The sequence below is a fragment of the Pseudomonas sp. M20 genome (genome assembly GCF_045037865.1).
Classification (GTDB): Bacteria; Pseudomonadota; Gammaproteobacteria; order Pseudomonadales; family Pseudomonadaceae; genus Aquipseudomonas.
On record NZ_CP173611.1, the window covers coordinates 4938451 to 4954075 of the forward strand.

The following is a 15625-nucleotide window of genomic DNA, read 5'->3' on the forward strand; positions in this document are numbered from 1 at the left end:
AAGAATGGCGCTTGACCTTGCCCGCATGGCAAGGTTGATCCTTGTAGGTATCTACTACAGGGAGTACGACCGATGTCCGATTCCATCACTTTCGACCTGCCGATTGCCGGCATGACCTGCGCCAGTTGTGCCGGGCGTGTCGAGCGGGCCTTGAGCAAAGTCAGCGGCGCCAGTGCCGTCAGCGTCAATCTCGCCACCGAGCAGGCCCGTGTGCAAGCGCCGGGCGACAGTCTGCCGGCGTTGATGGACGCGGTCGAACGTGCCGGTTACAGCGTCCCGCAGCAGACTATCGAATTGAATATCGAAGGCATGACCTGCGCGTCCTGCGTCGGTCGCGTCGAACGCGCCCTGAGCAAAGTCCTCGGGGTGAAAAGTGTCAGCGTTAACCTGGCCAACGAACGTGCGCACCTCGAATTGCTCGGTCAGGTCGATTCGCAAACCCTGCTCGACGCCGTGAGCAAGGCCGGCTACTCGGCCAGCGTCTGGCAAGCCGAACACCCACAAACCGATAAACAACAACAGCGCCTGAAACATGAACGCTGGGCACTGATCTGCGCGATCGCCCTCGCTCTGCCGCTGGTGGCGCCGATGTTGCTGCAACCGTTCGGCATCCACTGGATGCTCCCGGCATGGGCGCAATTCGCCCTCGCCACGCCCGTGCAGTTCATTTTCGGTGCACGCTTCTACGTCGCCGCATGGAAAGCCGTTCGCGCTGGCGCCGGCAATATGGACTTGCTGGTCGCCCTCGGCACCAGCGCCGGTTACGGCCTGAGCCTTTACGAATGGGCCACCGCTGCCGGGCGCATGCCGCATCTGTATTTCGAAGCGTCGGCGGTGGTCATTGCCCTGGTACTGCTCGGCAAATACCTGGAGAGCCGCGCCAAACGCCAGACCGCCAGCGCCATCCGCGCGCTGGAAGCGTTGCGTCCGGAGCGGGCGATTCAAGTGATCGACGGCCGCGAGCAAGATGTCGCCATCAGCGCGTTGCGCCTCAACGATCTGGTGCTGGTCAAACCCGGCGAACGTTTCCCGGTCGATGGCGAAGTCATCGAGGGCCAGAGTCATGCCGACGAAGCACTGATCAGCGGCGAGAGTCTGCCGGTGCCGAAACAACCGGGGGACAAGGTCACCGGCGGCGCGATCAATGGCGAGGGTCGCTTGCTGGTGCGCACCCAGGCGCTCGGTGCGGAAACCGTTCTGGCACGGATTATTCGTCTGGTAGAAGACGCCCAAGCCGCCAAAGCGCCGATCCAGAAACTCGTGGATAAAGTCAGTCAGGTATTCGTGCCCACCGTGCTGGTTTTAGCGTTGGCGACACTGATCGGCTGGTGGCTCTACGGCGCACCGATGGAGACCGCGTTGATCAACGCCGTCGCGGTGCTGGTCATCGCCTGCCCGTGTGCATTGGGCCTTGCCACGCCGACGGCGATCATGGCCGGCACCGGCGTAGCGGCGCGTCACGGCATTCTGATCAAGGACGCCGAAGCGCTGGAACGCGCCCATGAAGTTAGCAGCGTGGTCTTCGACAAGACCGGCACGCTGACCTCTGGCACACCGCGTATCGCCCATTTCAGTGCAGTGGATGGTGATGAAGACGCGCTGCTGAAACTGGCCGGCGCCCTGCAACGCGGCAGTGAACACCCACTGGCCAAAGCAGTGTTGGATGCGGCTGCTGAACGAGGTCTGAACGTGCCAGATGTCAGCGACAGCCAGTCGCTGACCGGTCGCGGCATTGCCGGCAATCTCGACGGCCGGCGTCTGGCGCTGGGCAATCGGCGCTTGCTGGACGAAAGCGGCTTGAGCGCTGGAGACCTTGCCGAATCCGCCAGCGCCTGGGAAACCGAAGGCCGCACGTTGTCGTGGTTGATCGAGCAAAGTCCTGAGCAAAAAGTACTCGGCTTGTTCGCCTTCGGTGACACCTTGAAACCCGGCGCACTTGAAGCCGTGCAACAACTTGCTGCCCGCAATATTCACAGCCATCTGCTGACTGGCGACAACCGTGGCAGCGCACGTGTGGTCGCCGAAGCGCTGGGCATCAGCAACGTCCACGCCGAAGTGCTGCCGGCGGACAAAGCCGCCACCGTCAGCGAGCTGAAGAAAACCGGCGTGGTCGCCATGGTCGGTGACGGCATCAACGACGCCCCGGCCCTCGCCGCTGCCGACATCGGTATCGCCATGGGCGGCGGCACCGACGTCGCCATGCACGCGGCGGGCATTACCCTGATGCGCGGCGATCCACGGCTGGTGCCGGCGGCACTGGAAATCAGCCGCAAGACTTATGCGAAGATCCGCCAGAACCTGTTCTGGGCCTTCGTCTACAACCTGATCGGCATTCCGCTGGCGGCGTTCGGCTTCCTTAATCCGGTGCTGGCCGGTGCGGCGATGGCGCTGTCGAGCGTCAGCGTGGTGAGCAATGCGCTACTGTTGAAAACCTGGAAACCCAAGGATCTGGAGGAGCACCGATGAACATCGGTCAAGCGGCCAAACACAGTGGCCTCAGCGCGAAAATGATCCGTTACTACGAGTCGATCGGCCTGCTCAAAGCCGCCCATCGCACCGACAGCGGTTATCGGGTCTACCGTGACGATGACCTGCACACGCTGGCATTCATCAAGCGCTCGCGGGATCTCGGCTTTTCCCTGGAAGAGGTCGGCAAACTGTTGACCCTCTGGCAGGATCGCCAACGCGCCAGCGCCGATGTGAAGGCGTTGGCGCGCCAGCACATAGACGAGTTGAATCAGAAGATCCGCGAACTCGGCGAGTTGCGCGACACTCTGCAAGACCTCGTCGAGCACTGTAACGGCGACCACCGCCCCGACTGCCCGATCCTCAAGGAACTGGCGTCGGGCTGCTGCGCACAACCCGCCCGCGCCTGAGTGCCAGGACTTTCACCGCGAGCAATGTGCCGAGGGGAATGCCGTGAAACAGCATGACCACGGCGCCCGGCGTCCACCACCCGTAGAACGGCGCGGCGATGAGCATACCGATGCCGAACCCGGTCATTTGCAGCAAGGTCAGCACGCTGAAAACTGGCAGGCGCAACTGCTCGGGTTCGCGCTGCAGCCGCGACATCAACCCGACTTCGGAAAAGCCGTCACCGAGGCCCGCCGGCAATGAAAACAGCAGCAGACCGTAGAGGCTGTGTTGCTGGAACATCAGGATGAAGCCGCAGGACATCAGCGCCACGCCGAAGAAAAACCGCCGTTCCAGATGGCTGTTGTCCGAGCCCTTGAGACGACTGGCGATTCGCGCGCCCAGCAGTTTGCCGCTGGCCCACACCGCGAGCATCAGCCCCAGTGTGGTGCTCGCAGAATCCGGTGTGAGCAGTTTGGAAATAATCGGAAAGCCGACGTTGTGCGCAGCGCTGCCCAACGTGTCGGCCATCGTCACCGCAAGCATCGCGGCAATCACCGGTGCCGAACGCAGGCCTTGCTTGAGTGCTGTCCATTCGCCCCGTTCGGGTTCATCGTTGACGGTCGTGGGTTCGAAACGCAGCGGCACGATCAATAACGCTGCCAGCAAATAGGTCAGTGCATTCAGTGCGAACACCGTTTCAAAGCCAAAACCCGCCACCAGCAAACCCGACACCAGACTGCCAGCGACCATCGCGCCGGATGAGGCCGAAGTGATCCAGGCGTTGGCCTTGAGCAATTGATCAGCAGGGATCAGACGCGGCAACTGGCTGTTGAGGCCGATGGCGAACATCGAGTTGCCCAGGCCCAGGCCGAAGGCAATCACCGGCAACAGCATGGCTTGCTGGCTGACGGGCACAATCAATAACAGACCCAGCACACTGGCGCGCAGCAGATCGAACGCGATCAGCGGTGCACGTCCACTGCAACGGCGGTAAAACGCGGTGCCGATCAGGCTGGCAAATATCCCCCCGCCCACGCGGCTGGCGAGGAAAATCCCGACGCTCATGGCGCTGTTGCTCAGCAGGTAGACGTAGGTGGCCAGCGCGACCATGTTGAGGAAGGCGCCGAAATCGGAGATCAGTCGGGCAGTGACGATCAGGCGGGTGTTGCGGGGGGTGGTCACATTCAGTCCTTGAGTGTGGTTGGGGCGGTGGACAGTAGACGTGAATTTGCGGGGATCCGAAAGAGGCCCCTCACCCTAACCCTCTCCCAGGGGGAGAGGGAACTGATTGGGGGATATTTGGGGGTACACCGATCTGAACGTTTTTCGTCGAATCCATAATCGACCCGGTGTTTCAGGTCGATGTATGACGCAAGAGACCTCGGTCGGCCCCCTCTCCCTCTGGGCGGTCCGACGTTTCGGGAGGGCTGGGGTGAGGGTGCATTTCGAAACCAAACAAAAAACCCGGCCGAAGCCGGGTTTCTCATCAAGCAATCACTGCATCCACGGTGGTGGCGGTGGTTCTTCGGACTTGCCTTTCGGCTCGTCGTCCGCCGCACGGATGGCCTGCTTGCGTTCCTCGTCGAGGCGCGCCGCTTCGATCTCGCGCAACACCCCGCCAACGTCGGCCAGGTCTTCCGGATCATCGAACTCACCGGTCAGCACACTGTTCGGGTGCAAAGTGCCGGCTTCGTACAACGCCCACATTTCCTTGGCGTACTTGGTCAGCTTCAATTCCGGCGCAAAGCGACCGAAGTACGAAGCCATGTTGCCGACATCCCGCTCCAGCATGCTGAACGCGTGGTTGTTACCGGCAGCGTCGACGGCCTGCGGCAGGTCAATGATGACCGGGCCGGTCGGCGTCAGCAGCACGTTGAACTCCGAGAGGTCACCGTGCACCAGACCGGTACACAACATCAGCACGATCTGCGAAATCAGGAACGCGTGATACTCGCGCGCCTGATCCGGCTCCAGCACCACGTCGTTCAGACGCGGCGCGGCGTCGCCGAATTCGTCGGCCACCAGCTCCATCAACAGCACGCCGTCGAGGAAGTCATACGGCTTGGGTACCCGCACGCCGGCGCCGGCCAGACGGAACAGCGCCGCCACTTCGGCGTTCTGCCAAGCATCTTCGGTCTCTTTGCGACCGAACTTGGAGCCTTTTGCCATTGCGCGAGCCTGTCGGCTGTTGCGCACCTTGCGGCCTTCCTGATACTCGGCCGCCTGGCGGAAACTGCGTTTGTTCGCCTCCTTGTAGACCTTTGCGCAACGTAACTGATTGCCGCAGCGCACCACATAAACAGCTGCTTCTTTACCACTCATCAGTGGGCGCAGCACTTCGTCGACCAGACCGTCCTCGATCAGGGGTTCAATGCGTTTTGGAGTCTTCATCAGCTTTTATTGTGGGTCCTTTATTACCAAACACGCGAATGTCACTCGTTATACGGCAATCCTCGCATCACGGGGAGGGGTTGCCGACCTGTGAACCTGTGAATGCACACACTGTGCCGAAAAATCGACCGCTGCGAATCATAGCCGAGCCTTGCCTGTTTGTTGGTATCGGCCGTTGAGGGCATTTGCGACAGAATCTGACATCTGCGGTTTTAGCCCTTTTACCCTCACCCCAGCCCTCTCCCGGAGGGAGAGGGAGCCGACCGAGGTGTCTGACGTTATACATCGACCTGAAATACCGCGTCGATTATGGATTGGGCTAACCATCTGAGTTAAACACCGTCGATTATGGATTCGGTAAAGCTCGATCACCTCAAACATCCCCCAATCAGTCCCCTCTCCCTCTGGGAGAGGGTTAGGGTGAGGGGCTCTTCTAGCGTTAGCGTTCGATGATAGCGGTGACGCCTTGCCCGCCCGCCGCGCAAATCGAGATCAGACCCCGGCCCTTGCCCGCCGCGTCCAGCAACTTCGCCAGGTTCGCCACGATACGCCCGCCAGTCGCAGCAAACGGATGCCCGGCCGCCAGCGAACTGCCCTTCACATTGAGTCGGCTGCGATCGATCGAGCCCAGCGGCGCGTCGAGTCCCAGGCGGGTTTTACAGTATTCGGGATCTTCCCAGGCCTTCAGTGTGCACAGCACCTGCGCCGCAAACGCTTCGTGAATTTCGTAGTAGTCGAAGTCCTGCAAGGTCAGGCCGTTGCGTGCGAGCAATCGCGGCACGGCGTACACCGGCGCCATCAGCAGCCCTTCCGCACCGTTGACGAAATCCACCGCCGCCGCTTCGCCATCGCGCAAATACGCGAGGATCGGCAAGCCGCGCTCCTTGGCCCACTCTTCACTGCCGAGCAGCAGCACGGACGCGCCGTCGGTCAGCGGCGTGGAGTTGCCCGCCGTCAGCGTACCTTTGGCGCTTTTTTCAAACGCCGGTTTCAGCGTCGCGAGTTTTTCCAGAGTCAGGTCCGGACGCAAATTGTTGTCGCGGGTCAGACCAAGGAACGGCGTCATCAAGTCGTTGTGCCAGCCTTCACTGTAGGACGCGGCGAGTTTGTGATGACTTTCGAGGGTCAGTTGATCCTGCTCTTCACGCGGGATCTGCCAAGTCTGCGCCATCAATTCACAGTGCTGGCCCATCGAAAGCCCAGTGCGTGGTTCGCCGATGCGTGGAAAATCCGGAATCAGATGTTTGGGCCGCAGTTGCAGAAAGGTTTTCAGCTTGTCGCCGGTGGTCTTGGCGCGGTTGGCTTGCAGGAGAATTTTGCGCAGGCCTTCGCTGACACTGATCGGCGCGTCCGAGGTGGTGTCGACGCCGCCAGCAATGCCGCTCTCGATCTGACCGAGGGCGATTTTGTTCGCCACCAGGATCGCCGCTTCCAGGCCGGTGCCGCAGGCTTGCTGAATGTCGTAGGCGGGAGTCGCCGGTGACAGACGCGAGCCGAGCACGCATTCACGGGTCAGGCTCATATCTCGTGACAATTTCAGCACCGCGCCCGCCACCACTTCGCCGATGCGCTGGCCGTGCAGGTTGTAGCGTTCGATCAGGCCTTCGAGGGCGGCGGTGAGCATTGCCTGATTGCTGGCCGTGGCGTACGGCCCGTTGGAGCGGGCGAAGGGGATACGGTTACCACCAATGATCGCGACGCGGCGCAGCTGACTCATGAATAACTCCTTGTCCAAAGGTCTGAATTCACGCCAATCCCTTGTAGGAGTGAGCCTGCTCGCGATAGCGGTGGGTCAGATAAACATTTCTTGACTGATACACCGCTATCGCGAGCAGGCTCACTCCTACAGGGGGTCAGCTGTGTTTATGAATGTGCGTTCGGCAACACAAACGCCGGGGGCAAACTACTCTGCTGTTCAAGCGTAGGCCTTATTGCGTTAATCGAACGATTGATTGCCATCGACAGTCCACACTTTGAACCCCAACTTCTGGAGAGCGTTCCATGTCTGACCGCTATATCGACTTCGCCAACTCGTCCATCGGCCATCGTCTGGTCGGGGCGCTGGGCCTGCCGTCGCCGGTGCGACTGGAACGCTGGCAGGCCGGGCGCCTGCGGCCGGTGGAAGGTGCGCTGCTGATCGGCGGCGGGCCGCTGGCCGAACGCGTCGGCGCTTTCGCCAACCGTTTGACCGAGAGTATTTACCGCTACGGCGAGCAACCGACGACCGCGACTGAATGGATTCCCGGCCACGGCCCGAAACTCAAAGCCGTGGTGTTCGACGCCAGCGAATTGCTGCACACCGACCAGCTCAAACAGCTGCGCGAATTCTTCCAGCCGCTGATGAAAAACCTCGACCACAGCGCCCATCTGGTGATTCTCGGTCGCGCGCCGGAAACCCTAAGTGATCCGTTTGCCGCCAGCGCACAGCGCGCGCTGGAAGGGTTTTCACGTTCGCTGGCCAAAGAACTGCGCAGCGGCGGCACGCTGCAATTGATCTACGTCGGCGACGGCGCGGAAGATCAACTGGAAGGTCCGCTGCGGTTTTTCCTTTCGCCGAAAAGTGCCTTCGTCTCTGGGCAAGTGATTCGCCTGACCGCTTGTGCGACGCCAGTGAGTGACTGGACGCGCCCGCTGGCCGGGCGCAAGGCATTGGTCACCGGCGCGGCGCGCGGCATCGGTGCGTCCATCGCTGAAACCCTGGCGCGCGATGGCGCCGACGTGATCCTGCTCGATGTCCCGCCGGCCAAGACCGATCTGGAAGCCCTCGCCGCCCGCCTCGGTGGCCGAGCGATCACCCTGGATATCTGCGCTACCGACGCCGCCACACAGTTGATTGAACAACTGCCTGATGGCCTCGATATTCTGGTGCACAACGCCGGCATCACCCGTGACAAAACCCTGGCCAACATGACCCCGGAATTCTGGGACGCGGTGCTGGCCGTCAACCTCAACGCGCCGCAAGTGCTGACCAAAGCGCTGCTCGACAGCGGCACGCTGCACGACAACGCGCGGGTGATTTTGCTGGCCTCGATCAGCGGCATTGCCGGTAACCGTGGGCAAACCAACTACGCCGCGAGCAAGGCCGGGCTGATCGGTCTGGCGCAAGCCTGGGCGCCGACGCTGCTGGAACGTGGTATCAGCATCAACGCCGTCGCCCCTGGTTTTATCGAAACGCAGATGACCGCACACATTCCGTTCGGCCTGCGTGAGGCCGGGCGGCGCATGAGTTCGCTCGGTCAGGGCGGCCTGCCGCAAGACGTCGCCGAAGCGGTCGCGTGGCTGGCGCAGCCGGGCACCGGCGCGTTTACCGGGCAAGCGCTGCGGGTCTGTGGACAAAGTGTTCTGGGGGCTTAGGCATGAGCATCGAATGGCATACGCTGGATCGCGAGCCGAGTCTGCCCGGGCTGTATGCACGGGCGGCGACGCGACGGAAAATCACCGGTACCCGGTTGCCCGACAGTGGTTTGCGCTGTTGGGTCGATGTCGATGGCAAACGCTTGGCGGCCTATCGCAAGGTCTGCGGATTCACCGATGACGGTCTGTTGCCGCCGACGTATCCGCATGTCCTCGCCTTTGCCTTGCAGATGCAATTGCTCACCGCCAGGGAGTTTCCGTTTCCTCTGTTGGGGTTGATTCATCTGAGCAACCGCATTCGCGTGTTGCGACCGATGGGCGGAATCGGTCGGGCGCAAGTGAGCGTGCGCGTGACAAATCTGCAAGCGCATCCCAAAGGTGCAACGTTCGATCTGCTGACCACGCTGGATGACCAGCTCGGGCCGTTGTGGGAAGCCGAAAGCCAGATGCTCTGTCGGGGGGTGAAGCTTGAGGGCGAGGCTGTCGAGCAGACCTGGGAGCCCTCGCAATCATTGGTGGAGGTGGCGCGCTGGAAAGCCCCGGCCGATATCGGTCGGCAATACGCCAAAGTCTCCGGAGACTACAACCCGATTCACCTGAGTGCAGCCAGCGCCAAGCTGTTCGGTTTTCCAACAGCCATCGCCCATGGTTTGTGGAACAAGGCGCGAACGCTCGCGGCGCTGGGCGATCATTTGCCCAAGGCCAACCTCGAGATCGCCGTGCACTTTCGTAAACCGGTGCGCCTGCCCAGTGAAGTGACCTTGCTGGCGAGTGCGGCGGGGTCCAGTGGTGAGTTGCGGCTGATCGGTGCACAAGACCTCGAACACATGGTCGGGCAGTGGCAACCCATTGCCTGAGCTCGCGGGACACCGTTAATTGTGTGTATATAACTTAAGTTTCCGCCGTCCTTGCCCCTTCCACTGAAAAAACCCGGGCCTTGATTATCAAGGCCTTTTTTTGTGCGGCTATATCGTGGGTATTAGTCCTTAGGCGCTGAATTTCGCCCTCTATATAAAGGCGTTAATACCAACTTGAGAATGGCCTGAAACCCGCCCCTGGACTGAGATTGAGCACAACGGTCGAAGGCATCACCGACGACAGATCGGCGAGCCATCGAAGTCAACGAACGTTGTGACAGGTGCAAGGAATTACGATCATGAAAACTCAAGGCGTATGGTGCAAATCGGCAATCGCTCTGGCATTGATTCTCTCCCTTGGCCTCACCGGGTGCAGCAGCGGTGGTGGCGGTCATAAAAGCAGTTCCGGCAGTTCCGCGGCGGACGGCACCGCCGGCACTGGCGGCACCTCGGGTACTGGCGGTACGGGGGGCACCGGTGATACTGCGGGCACTGGCGGCACTGGCGGAACCGGTAACACAGGTGGTACTGGCGGAACCGGTGGTACAGGTGGCACCGATCCGACCAATCCAACCAACCCGACAGATCCGACCGATCCCACCAACCCGACCAATCCAACCACCACACCGTTGGTGACCACCACACTGGTGCAGGATGTCGGTAATACCGTCGCTGGCGTCGGCGATGGCGTTGGCCAGATCGGTGACTCGCTGAGCAGCGTTCCTGTTGTCGGTGGCGTTGTACAAAGTGCGGCCAACACCGCCGGCAATGTCGTCAGCACCTTGGGTGACGGTGTCGCCAATGGCGTAGGCAAGCTGGCGACCGACCCTAAAGGCCTGACCACCACCGTCGCTTCGGTCGGCGGTGTGGTGACCGATGTGGGCAACGGTGTCTCTGATCTCAGCGGCAAACTGGCAACCGCGACCGGCAGCGTTCCGGTGGTGGGCGGTGTTGTGACCAAAGTCGCGCCGCTGCTTGACGGTGTCGGCGAGAAAGTCACCATGCTCGGCAATACCCTCGACACCACGCTGACCAACGGCCCGACCAGCCAACTGACGAACAAAGTCGGCGGTAGTCTGGTTCCCGTGATCGCAATGGTCGAAAGCACCACCGACAAACTCGGCACTGCCACCGGGCTCGGCGATCCACTCAAAGGCGCGATCTCGCAAGTCGGCGGCGCGGTGAACACCCTGGGCGGCAAGGTCACCGATGCGGGTAACGGCAATGCCTTGACTAACACCCTCGGCGGCGCGTTGAGCGATACCGGCACCGCGGTCGGCAAGGCTGGTGGTCTGGTGTCCAACGGCACCGGCTCGGGTACTGGCGGTGTGGGTGGTGGTCTGGGCGGCGGCCTCGGTGGTACTGGCCTGCTGCAAACCGTCGGCGGTGCCGTGGTCAACGTCGGCGCAGGCCTGAATGCCGGCAATACCAATGGCGTGGTCAGCGCAGGCGGCGTTACCGCTGTCGGCCTGGGTAATACCGTGGCTTCGCTCAACACCGTACTTGGCGGTTCGGGCACCCCGATCACCGCAACCACCTCACCTCTGGCCACGGTTGGCGCCACCTTGGGCACGGGTCTGAATCCGGTCACCAGCGCTGTGACCAACGTGACCCAACAAGTCGGCGCAGCGACCGGTATCGGATCACCCGTCGCCGGTCTCACCGGCCAGGTTGGCGGTGCGGTCAGCAGTATCGGCAACACCATTGCCGCGACCAACAATCCGGTCACCACAGCGGTCGGTGGTCTGGTCAGCAACGTGGGCGGCACCGTTGCCGCCGTCGGTGGACTGGTCAACGGGGGTACCAGCGGAGCTGCCACCGGTGGCGGTCTGGGCGGTGTACTCGGTGGTCTGACTAATACCCTGGGGGGCAACAAACGCTAAATTGCACCTGGCCGATTCGACGGCCTCACCTACAGCGCCTACGCTTGGTTGAGGGCGGAAGATTCCCACGAGTCTTCCGCCTTTTTTCTTAGGAGAATTCAGCCCAGTGCTGTGATCTGACCATGGAGTGTCCTATGCGCGTAATGGCATCCCTGCTGTTCCTCAGTCTCAGTTCCGCCGCCCTCGCCGACACCCTGCCCAGTTTTCTCAACAGCAACGAAACCATCCGCAACCTGCCGGTGCCGAACCTGCCCGCCGACGCCTATCGCCCGAGCGCCACGCCCGTGCAAGTGCCGGACGCCGGTGCCGCCGCTGCGCAACCACTGTTGATGGAGACCAAGATCAATTTGCAAACCGTGCAGATCGAAGGCGGAACCCTTTACCCGCTCAACGAACTCGCCGAAATCTACAAACCCCTGATCGGCCGCCAAGCCACGCTCGCCGAACTGATCGAGGCCACGCGCAGCATCACTCGACGCTATCAGCAGGACGGCTACCTGCTGTCCTACGCGTTCTTGCCGCAGCAAAATTTCAATGACGGCGTAGCGCGCGTGGTGCTGGTGGAAGGCTACGTGCGCGATATCCAGATCGAGGGCGATGTCGGTCGGGTCAAAGCCCTGCTCGACAAACTGGCGGCGAAGATCCAGGCCGAACGGCCGCTGACCCGCAAGACGTTCGAGCGCTACACCACGCTGATGACGCGCATCCCCGGCGTAACGATCCAGGCCCAGGTACCACCGCCCGGTACCACAGACGGCGCGACAACGCTGGTCGCCCAGGCCAGTCGCAAACCCTTCACCAGTACGCTGAGCACCACCGAAGACAACCGCAACGGCACCCAGGCTTTGCTCGGCGTCAGTAGCAATTCGCAAACCTCGATGGGCGAACAACTGACCCTCAGCGGTCTGTTTCCACCGGGTGATGATCACGAACATTACTACCGCCTCGACTACAACCAGTTCCTCAATGACGAGGGCGCGCAACTTGCCTTATCCGCTTCACGCTACCGCGCCGATCCCAGTACCGAAGTCCTCATCAACGGCGGTGGTCGACTCAGCACCCATCGCGAAAACGACCGCTACTCCATCGGTTTCACCCTGCCGTTGATTGCCGCCTCCAACGAACTGCTGACCGCCGGCTCGCGTCTGTACGCAGTCGATGACAAGACCCGCTACAACGGCATCAACTTCCCGTTCAGCACCGAGTTCCGCACCGACGTACGCGCTCTGGCCTTCGAAGGCGACTGGCGCAAGGCCGATGCCCGGCAACTGCGGATTCTCAGTGGCGGCGTGTACCAGGGTTTCGACAGCCTGGGCGCGCATACCAACTACGACGACATCGACCTCGATTTCTTCCGCGTTCGCCTGTCCGGGGTGCAGAGCAACAAGTTCCTCGACAACTGGCAAGGCGTGCTGTCCGCCGCGCTGTACTGGAGCGACGACACCCTGCCAGACAGCGAACGCGCGGTGTTCGGCGGGCAGAACTTCGGTCGCGGTTATCCCGACGATCAAGCGTCCGGCGACAAGGGCTGGGGCGTAGCGTACGAGGTCAACTACAGCTTCAACCGCGACGGCAACTGGGTGCGCGTCCTGCAACCGTATGTCGTGCTTGATCGCTCGCGCAGCTGGTTCAATGAACTGCCGGTAAAGGCCAACAATCTGTCATCGGCCGCGATCGGGCTACGGTTTGGCGATGCCAAGTACTACAACATTGCGCTGGAGGCGGCGAAGGCGATGTCGGATGAAGCCCTGGACACGTTCAATCGCAAGCCCCGGTACAGCATCAGTTTCAGCTACCAGTTTTAAGCTGAAACACCAAGGAGGCTTCAGCAGCGGCGGGTGGAATGTACAACCGGCAGAAATGGGTCGGCTTGCAGGCCGCCTTCGCGAGCAAGCTCGCTCCCACAGTTGAACTGGGTGCATACAGAGAGAAATTTGGTCGGTGAGCCCACCTCGCACCGCGTCGCTCCTCACCACTCAACAGGATGAGCGTTAGCTCGGCTGCAGCTCTTGATCTTGATCCACGGGCGACGTCGGAAGGCTGAGTGGAGGGATTGATCCGGGGGTGGGAGCGTAGCGACCGTTTGGCGAAGCCAAACACAGCGAGAGGAGGTGCAGCGAAGCAAACCGTAGGCGCTGCCCCCGGATCGATCCCGCAGCGAAGGAACCCCGAGCCCCAGCGAGCGGGCCGCACGTAGGAGCAAGCCTTTTTGGTTACTTTTTCGGCGTCTGGAAAAAGTGACCCGCCGTAAGGGCGGAACCCTAATCAGCCACACCCGCAGCAACGGATATGCCCCCCAATCACCCAGCCACATTACTCCGAGGCTTGGGAAACAAATTATCCAGAGTCTCCAACAACCTGACGTAATAAATCGGCTTGCGAAACAGATCTACCACCTGCAACCGCAACAGATCACTGACGTCTTCCATATCCGCATGCCCCGACATCACAATCACCGGCAAATGCTGGCGCGAAGTATGCTCACGCAAGCGCTTGATCAACGACATCCCGGACTCCTCCGGCATACGCAAATCAGTAATCACCAACGCAATATCGGGATGGCGCGTCAGATGATGCAACGCCAGCTTCACCGACGTTGCGGTATGACAAGTAAACCCCTCACCCTCCAGCAACTCCGCCAGCTCCAGCAACGCGTCCTCCTCGTCGTCAACCAGAAGCAACTGTTGGCGCTGCGGCGAAGACGCGTTCATAGGCAATACCTGAAAGCTGAATGGAAAATCCATTGTAGTGCGATATCAGCCAGGTGCAGCGTTCCCATGACTCAAGGCGTCGGCCGTGTCACAGCCGTACCATCAAGAGACGTCAAAATATTATTGAAGATCGCCAGCACCCTATCGCCAAGAGGGGTTACGAATGCCACAACCACGACGGCGACCATCGCCACCACAATGGCGTACTCGATCGCCGAAGCCCCTTCTTCGTTCTTGATGAACACCCGGGTTCTGGACATTAGATAGTCGAAAGTCATGCGAAACATAGGACTGCTCCTTTGCGCCTCTGGCGCTGATGTCACTACAACGGCAAAGAACCACCGTGCCATTTGAGCATTGTCAACAAACCCCCACCCAACAACTGTAAGAACGGATTAATCACAAAGGATTAATCACATCGCGAAGTTGCCGATTGCTGCTGTTAATTGGCCAAGACTCATACTTTAGTGGGTTATTTTCCTGTCACTAATGGCGTTTTGGCTTGGATCAGCTAGCGTGGAAATAGCGAAATAGTTGCATGTTCATAGCTGCCGGATTGGGAACTTCTCTCGTAAGCAAGTGCGGTGGGTAGTGCAGCAGGAAAGGGAGAGCCGTCATGAACAGTCGCGTCACCATGGGCCTTGCAGCCATCCTTATGCTTGGAGCGATCTTTGTCGGTTACTGGGGACTGGTGCTCAGTCGTCAACCGGCACCCGTCGCCGAAGCCCCCGTTGCCCCAGCGGTCACCGTTGAAAAAACTGTCGCGATCGCCGAAGACCAGGCCCGCCAACCGGTGGTGGTACTGCTGCACGACGTGCCACCCTTTACCGCGCTGACCGCTGCCGATGTAGCGGTGGAAAAACTGCGCAGTGCACCGGCTGGCAGCTTGAGCAATGTCGATCAGGCCATCGGCCGCACACCCTGGCGGCACCTCAGCGCCGGCACCTGGCTGAACGATGAAAGCTTCACCGCCGGCGGCTCACTGGCACGCATGATTCACAGCGATGAACGCGCGCTCACCGTAGCGGTCGACGAAGTGATCGGCGCGGCCGGGCAACTGATCCCCGGGGATTACGTCGATGTCTTGCTCTACCTGCGCCAGGATTCCAGCAACCTCGAACAGTCGGCACAGATCGTTTTACCGGCCATGCGCGTGCTGGGTGTCGGCGATCAATACGGCCTGACCAACGACGGCCAACCCGCCTCGCCGGCCCTGAGCGCCGAGGAAAAACTCAAACAGGATCAACGCCGCATCGCCGCGCGCACCGTGGTGCTGGCGGTGCCGGAACAACTGCTCAGCCGACTGATGCTGGCAACGCAAGTCGGCACCTTGCGTCTGGCCGTACGCAGCAGTGAAGAACAACGCCTGGCCAAATACTGGGCCGGCGAAACTCAGGCGCCGGAGCATCTGAGCAGCGCCAACAGCCAACTCTTCCAGTTCACCCAACTGGCCTTGGGCGCTGGACCGAAAGCGCCTACCGGCGGCGGTTCCGGCGCGGCCCCGAGGCCTGCCGTGGAAATCATTCGCGGCAATCAGATCACCCAACAAAACCCATGACTGCGCAAGGATCCA

The 15625-nt window shown here is 61.1% G+C and carries 12 protein-coding genes; 7 read left to right on the top strand and 5 right to left on the bottom strand.

Annotation, left to right across the window (positions count from 1 at the left end):
* Window positions 1-72: 72 nt before the first annotated feature.
* Together cueA and cueR are read left to right on the top strand one after the other, a co-directional pair.
* Window positions 73-2466 (top strand): copper resistance metal-translocating P1-type ATPase CueA, encoded by a 2394-nt coding sequence (gene cueA, locus ACI514_RS21980; protein ID WP_405122372.1) that lies wholly within the window; start codon window positions 73-75, stop codon window positions 2464-2466.
* Entirely contained in the window at window positions 2463-2876 is a 414-nt protein-coding gene (gene cueR, locus ACI514_RS21985) for a Cu(I)-responsive transcriptional regulator (RefSeq protein ID WP_160055540.1), read from the top strand. Before cueA ends, cueR begins: the two co-directional genes overlap by 4 nt.
* On the opposite strand, the gene ACI514_RS21990 is transcribed toward cueR, so the two are convergent.
* The 3 genes from ACI514_RS21990 to ACI514_RS22000 form a co-directional block, all read right to left on the bottom strand.
* Entirely contained in the window at window positions 2830-4038 is a 1209-nt protein-coding gene (locus ACI514_RS21990) for an MFS transporter (protein WP_160055538.1), read from the bottom strand. The two genes, cueR and ACI514_RS21990, sit on opposite strands and share 47 nt — an antisense overlap.
* A 312-nt stretch (window positions 4039-4350) precedes the next feature.
* Window positions 4351-5247: a PA4780 family RIO1-like protein kinase gene (locus ACI514_RS21995; protein WP_160055536.1), complete on the bottom strand. Its 897-nt coding sequence runs from the start codon at window positions 5245-5247 to the stop codon at window positions 4351-4353.
* A 439-nt stretch (window positions 5248-5686) separates the two neighbouring features.
* Window positions 5687-6964 (bottom strand): acetyl-CoA C-acetyltransferase, encoded by a 1278-nt coding sequence (locus tag ACI514_RS22000; protein WP_405122373.1) that lies wholly within the window; start codon window positions 6962-6964, stop codon window positions 5687-5689.
* A 284-nt stretch (window positions 6965-7248) separates the two neighbouring features.
* Between ACI514_RS22000 and ACI514_RS22005 the strand changes: the two genes are divergently transcribed.
* From ACI514_RS22005 to ACI514_RS22020, 4 genes are all read left to right on the top strand, one after another.
* Window positions 7249-8601, top strand: a complete 1353-nt coding sequence (locus tag ACI514_RS22005) for a 3-oxoacyl-ACP reductase (RefSeq protein ID WP_405122374.1) — start codon at window positions 7249-7251, stop codon at window positions 8599-8601.
* A 2-nt stretch (window positions 8602-8603) separates the two neighbouring features.
* The gene (locus ACI514_RS22010) at window positions 8604-9458 is read left to right on the top strand and encodes a MaoC/PaaZ C-terminal domain-containing protein (RefSeq protein WP_160055530.1); all 855 of its coding nucleotides are present in this window, start codon (window positions 8604-8606) and stop codon (window positions 9456-9458) included.
* Between the two features lie 299 nt (window positions 9459-9757).
* A complete protein-coding gene (locus tag ACI514_RS22015) occupies window positions 9758-11341 on the top strand; it encodes a collagen-like triple helix repeat-containing protein (RefSeq protein ID WP_405122376.1) in 1584 nt (527 codons plus the stop codon).
* Between the two features lie 134 nt (window positions 11342-11475).
* Window positions 11476-13146 carry a ShlB/FhaC/HecB family hemolysin secretion/activation protein gene (locus ACI514_RS22020; RefSeq protein ID WP_405122378.1) on the top strand — a complete coding sequence of 557 codons (1671 nt, stop codon included), beginning with the start codon at window positions 11476-11478 and terminating at the stop codon, window positions 13144-13146.
* Window positions 13147-13641: 495 nt separating this feature from the next.
* Here ACI514_RS22020 and ACI514_RS22025 read toward each other — a convergent pair whose 3' ends face one another.
* Window positions 13642-14052, bottom strand: a complete 411-nt coding sequence (locus ACI514_RS22025; protein ID WP_405122379.1) for a response regulator — start codon at window positions 14050-14052, stop codon at window positions 13642-13644.
* A gap of 71 nt (window positions 14053-14123) precedes the next feature.
* Window positions 14124-14330, bottom strand: a complete 207-nt coding sequence (locus tag ACI514_RS22030) for a Flp family type IVb pilin (RefSeq protein ID WP_405124240.1) — start codon at window positions 14328-14330, stop codon at window positions 14124-14126.
* A 338-nt stretch (window positions 14331-14668) separates the two neighbouring features.
* On the opposite strand from ACI514_RS22030, the gene cpaB reads away from it, so the two are divergent.
* The gene (gene cpaB, locus ACI514_RS22035; protein ID WP_110721137.1) at window positions 14669-15610 is read left to right on the top strand and encodes a Flp pilus assembly protein CpaB; all 942 of its coding nucleotides are present in this window, start codon (window positions 14669-14671) and stop codon (window positions 15608-15610) included.
* Window positions 15611-15625 lie beyond the last annotated feature (15 nt).

Bases quoted from the DNA above. Each gene is read 5' to 3' on its own strand.
- cueA (WP_405122372.1), top strand. From the start codon at position 73: ATGTCCGATTCCATCACTTTCGACCTGCCGATTGCCGGCATGACCTGC.
- cueR (WP_160055540.1), top strand. From the start codon at position 2,463: ATGAACATCGGTCAAGCGGCCAAACACAGTGGCCTCAGCGCGAAAATG.
- ACI514_RS21995 (WP_160055536.1), bottom strand. From the start codon at position 5,247: ATGAAGACTCCAAAACGCATTGAACCCCTGATCGAGGACGGTCTGGTC.
- ACI514_RS22000 (WP_405122373.1), bottom strand. From the start codon at position 6,964: ATGAGTCAGCTGCGCCGCGTCGCGATCATTGGTGGTAACCGTATCCCC.
- ACI514_RS22005 (WP_405122374.1), top strand. From the start codon at position 7,249: ATGTCTGACCGCTATATCGACTTCGCCAACTCGTCCATCGGCCATCGT.
- ACI514_RS22010 (WP_160055530.1), top strand. From the start codon at position 8,604: ATGAGCATCGAATGGCATACGCTGGATCGCGAGCCGAGTCTGCCCGGG.
- ACI514_RS22015 (WP_405122376.1), top strand. From the start codon at position 9,758: ATGAAAACTCAAGGCGTATGGTGCAAATCGGCAATCGCTCTGGCATTG.
- ACI514_RS22020 (WP_405122378.1), top strand. From the start codon at position 11,476: ATGCGCGTAATGGCATCCCTGCTGTTCCTCAGTCTCAGTTCCGCCGCC.
- ACI514_RS22025 (WP_405122379.1), bottom strand. From the start codon at position 14,052: ATGAACGCGTCTTCGCCGCAGCGCCAACAGTTGCTTCTGGTTGACGAC.
- ACI514_RS22030 (WP_405124240.1), bottom strand. From the start codon at position 14,330: ATGACTTTCGACTATCTAATGTCCAGAACCCGGGTGTTCATCAAGAAC.
- cpaB (WP_110721137.1), top strand. From the start codon at position 14,669: ATGAACAGTCGCGTCACCATGGGCCTTGCAGCCATCCTTATGCTTGGA.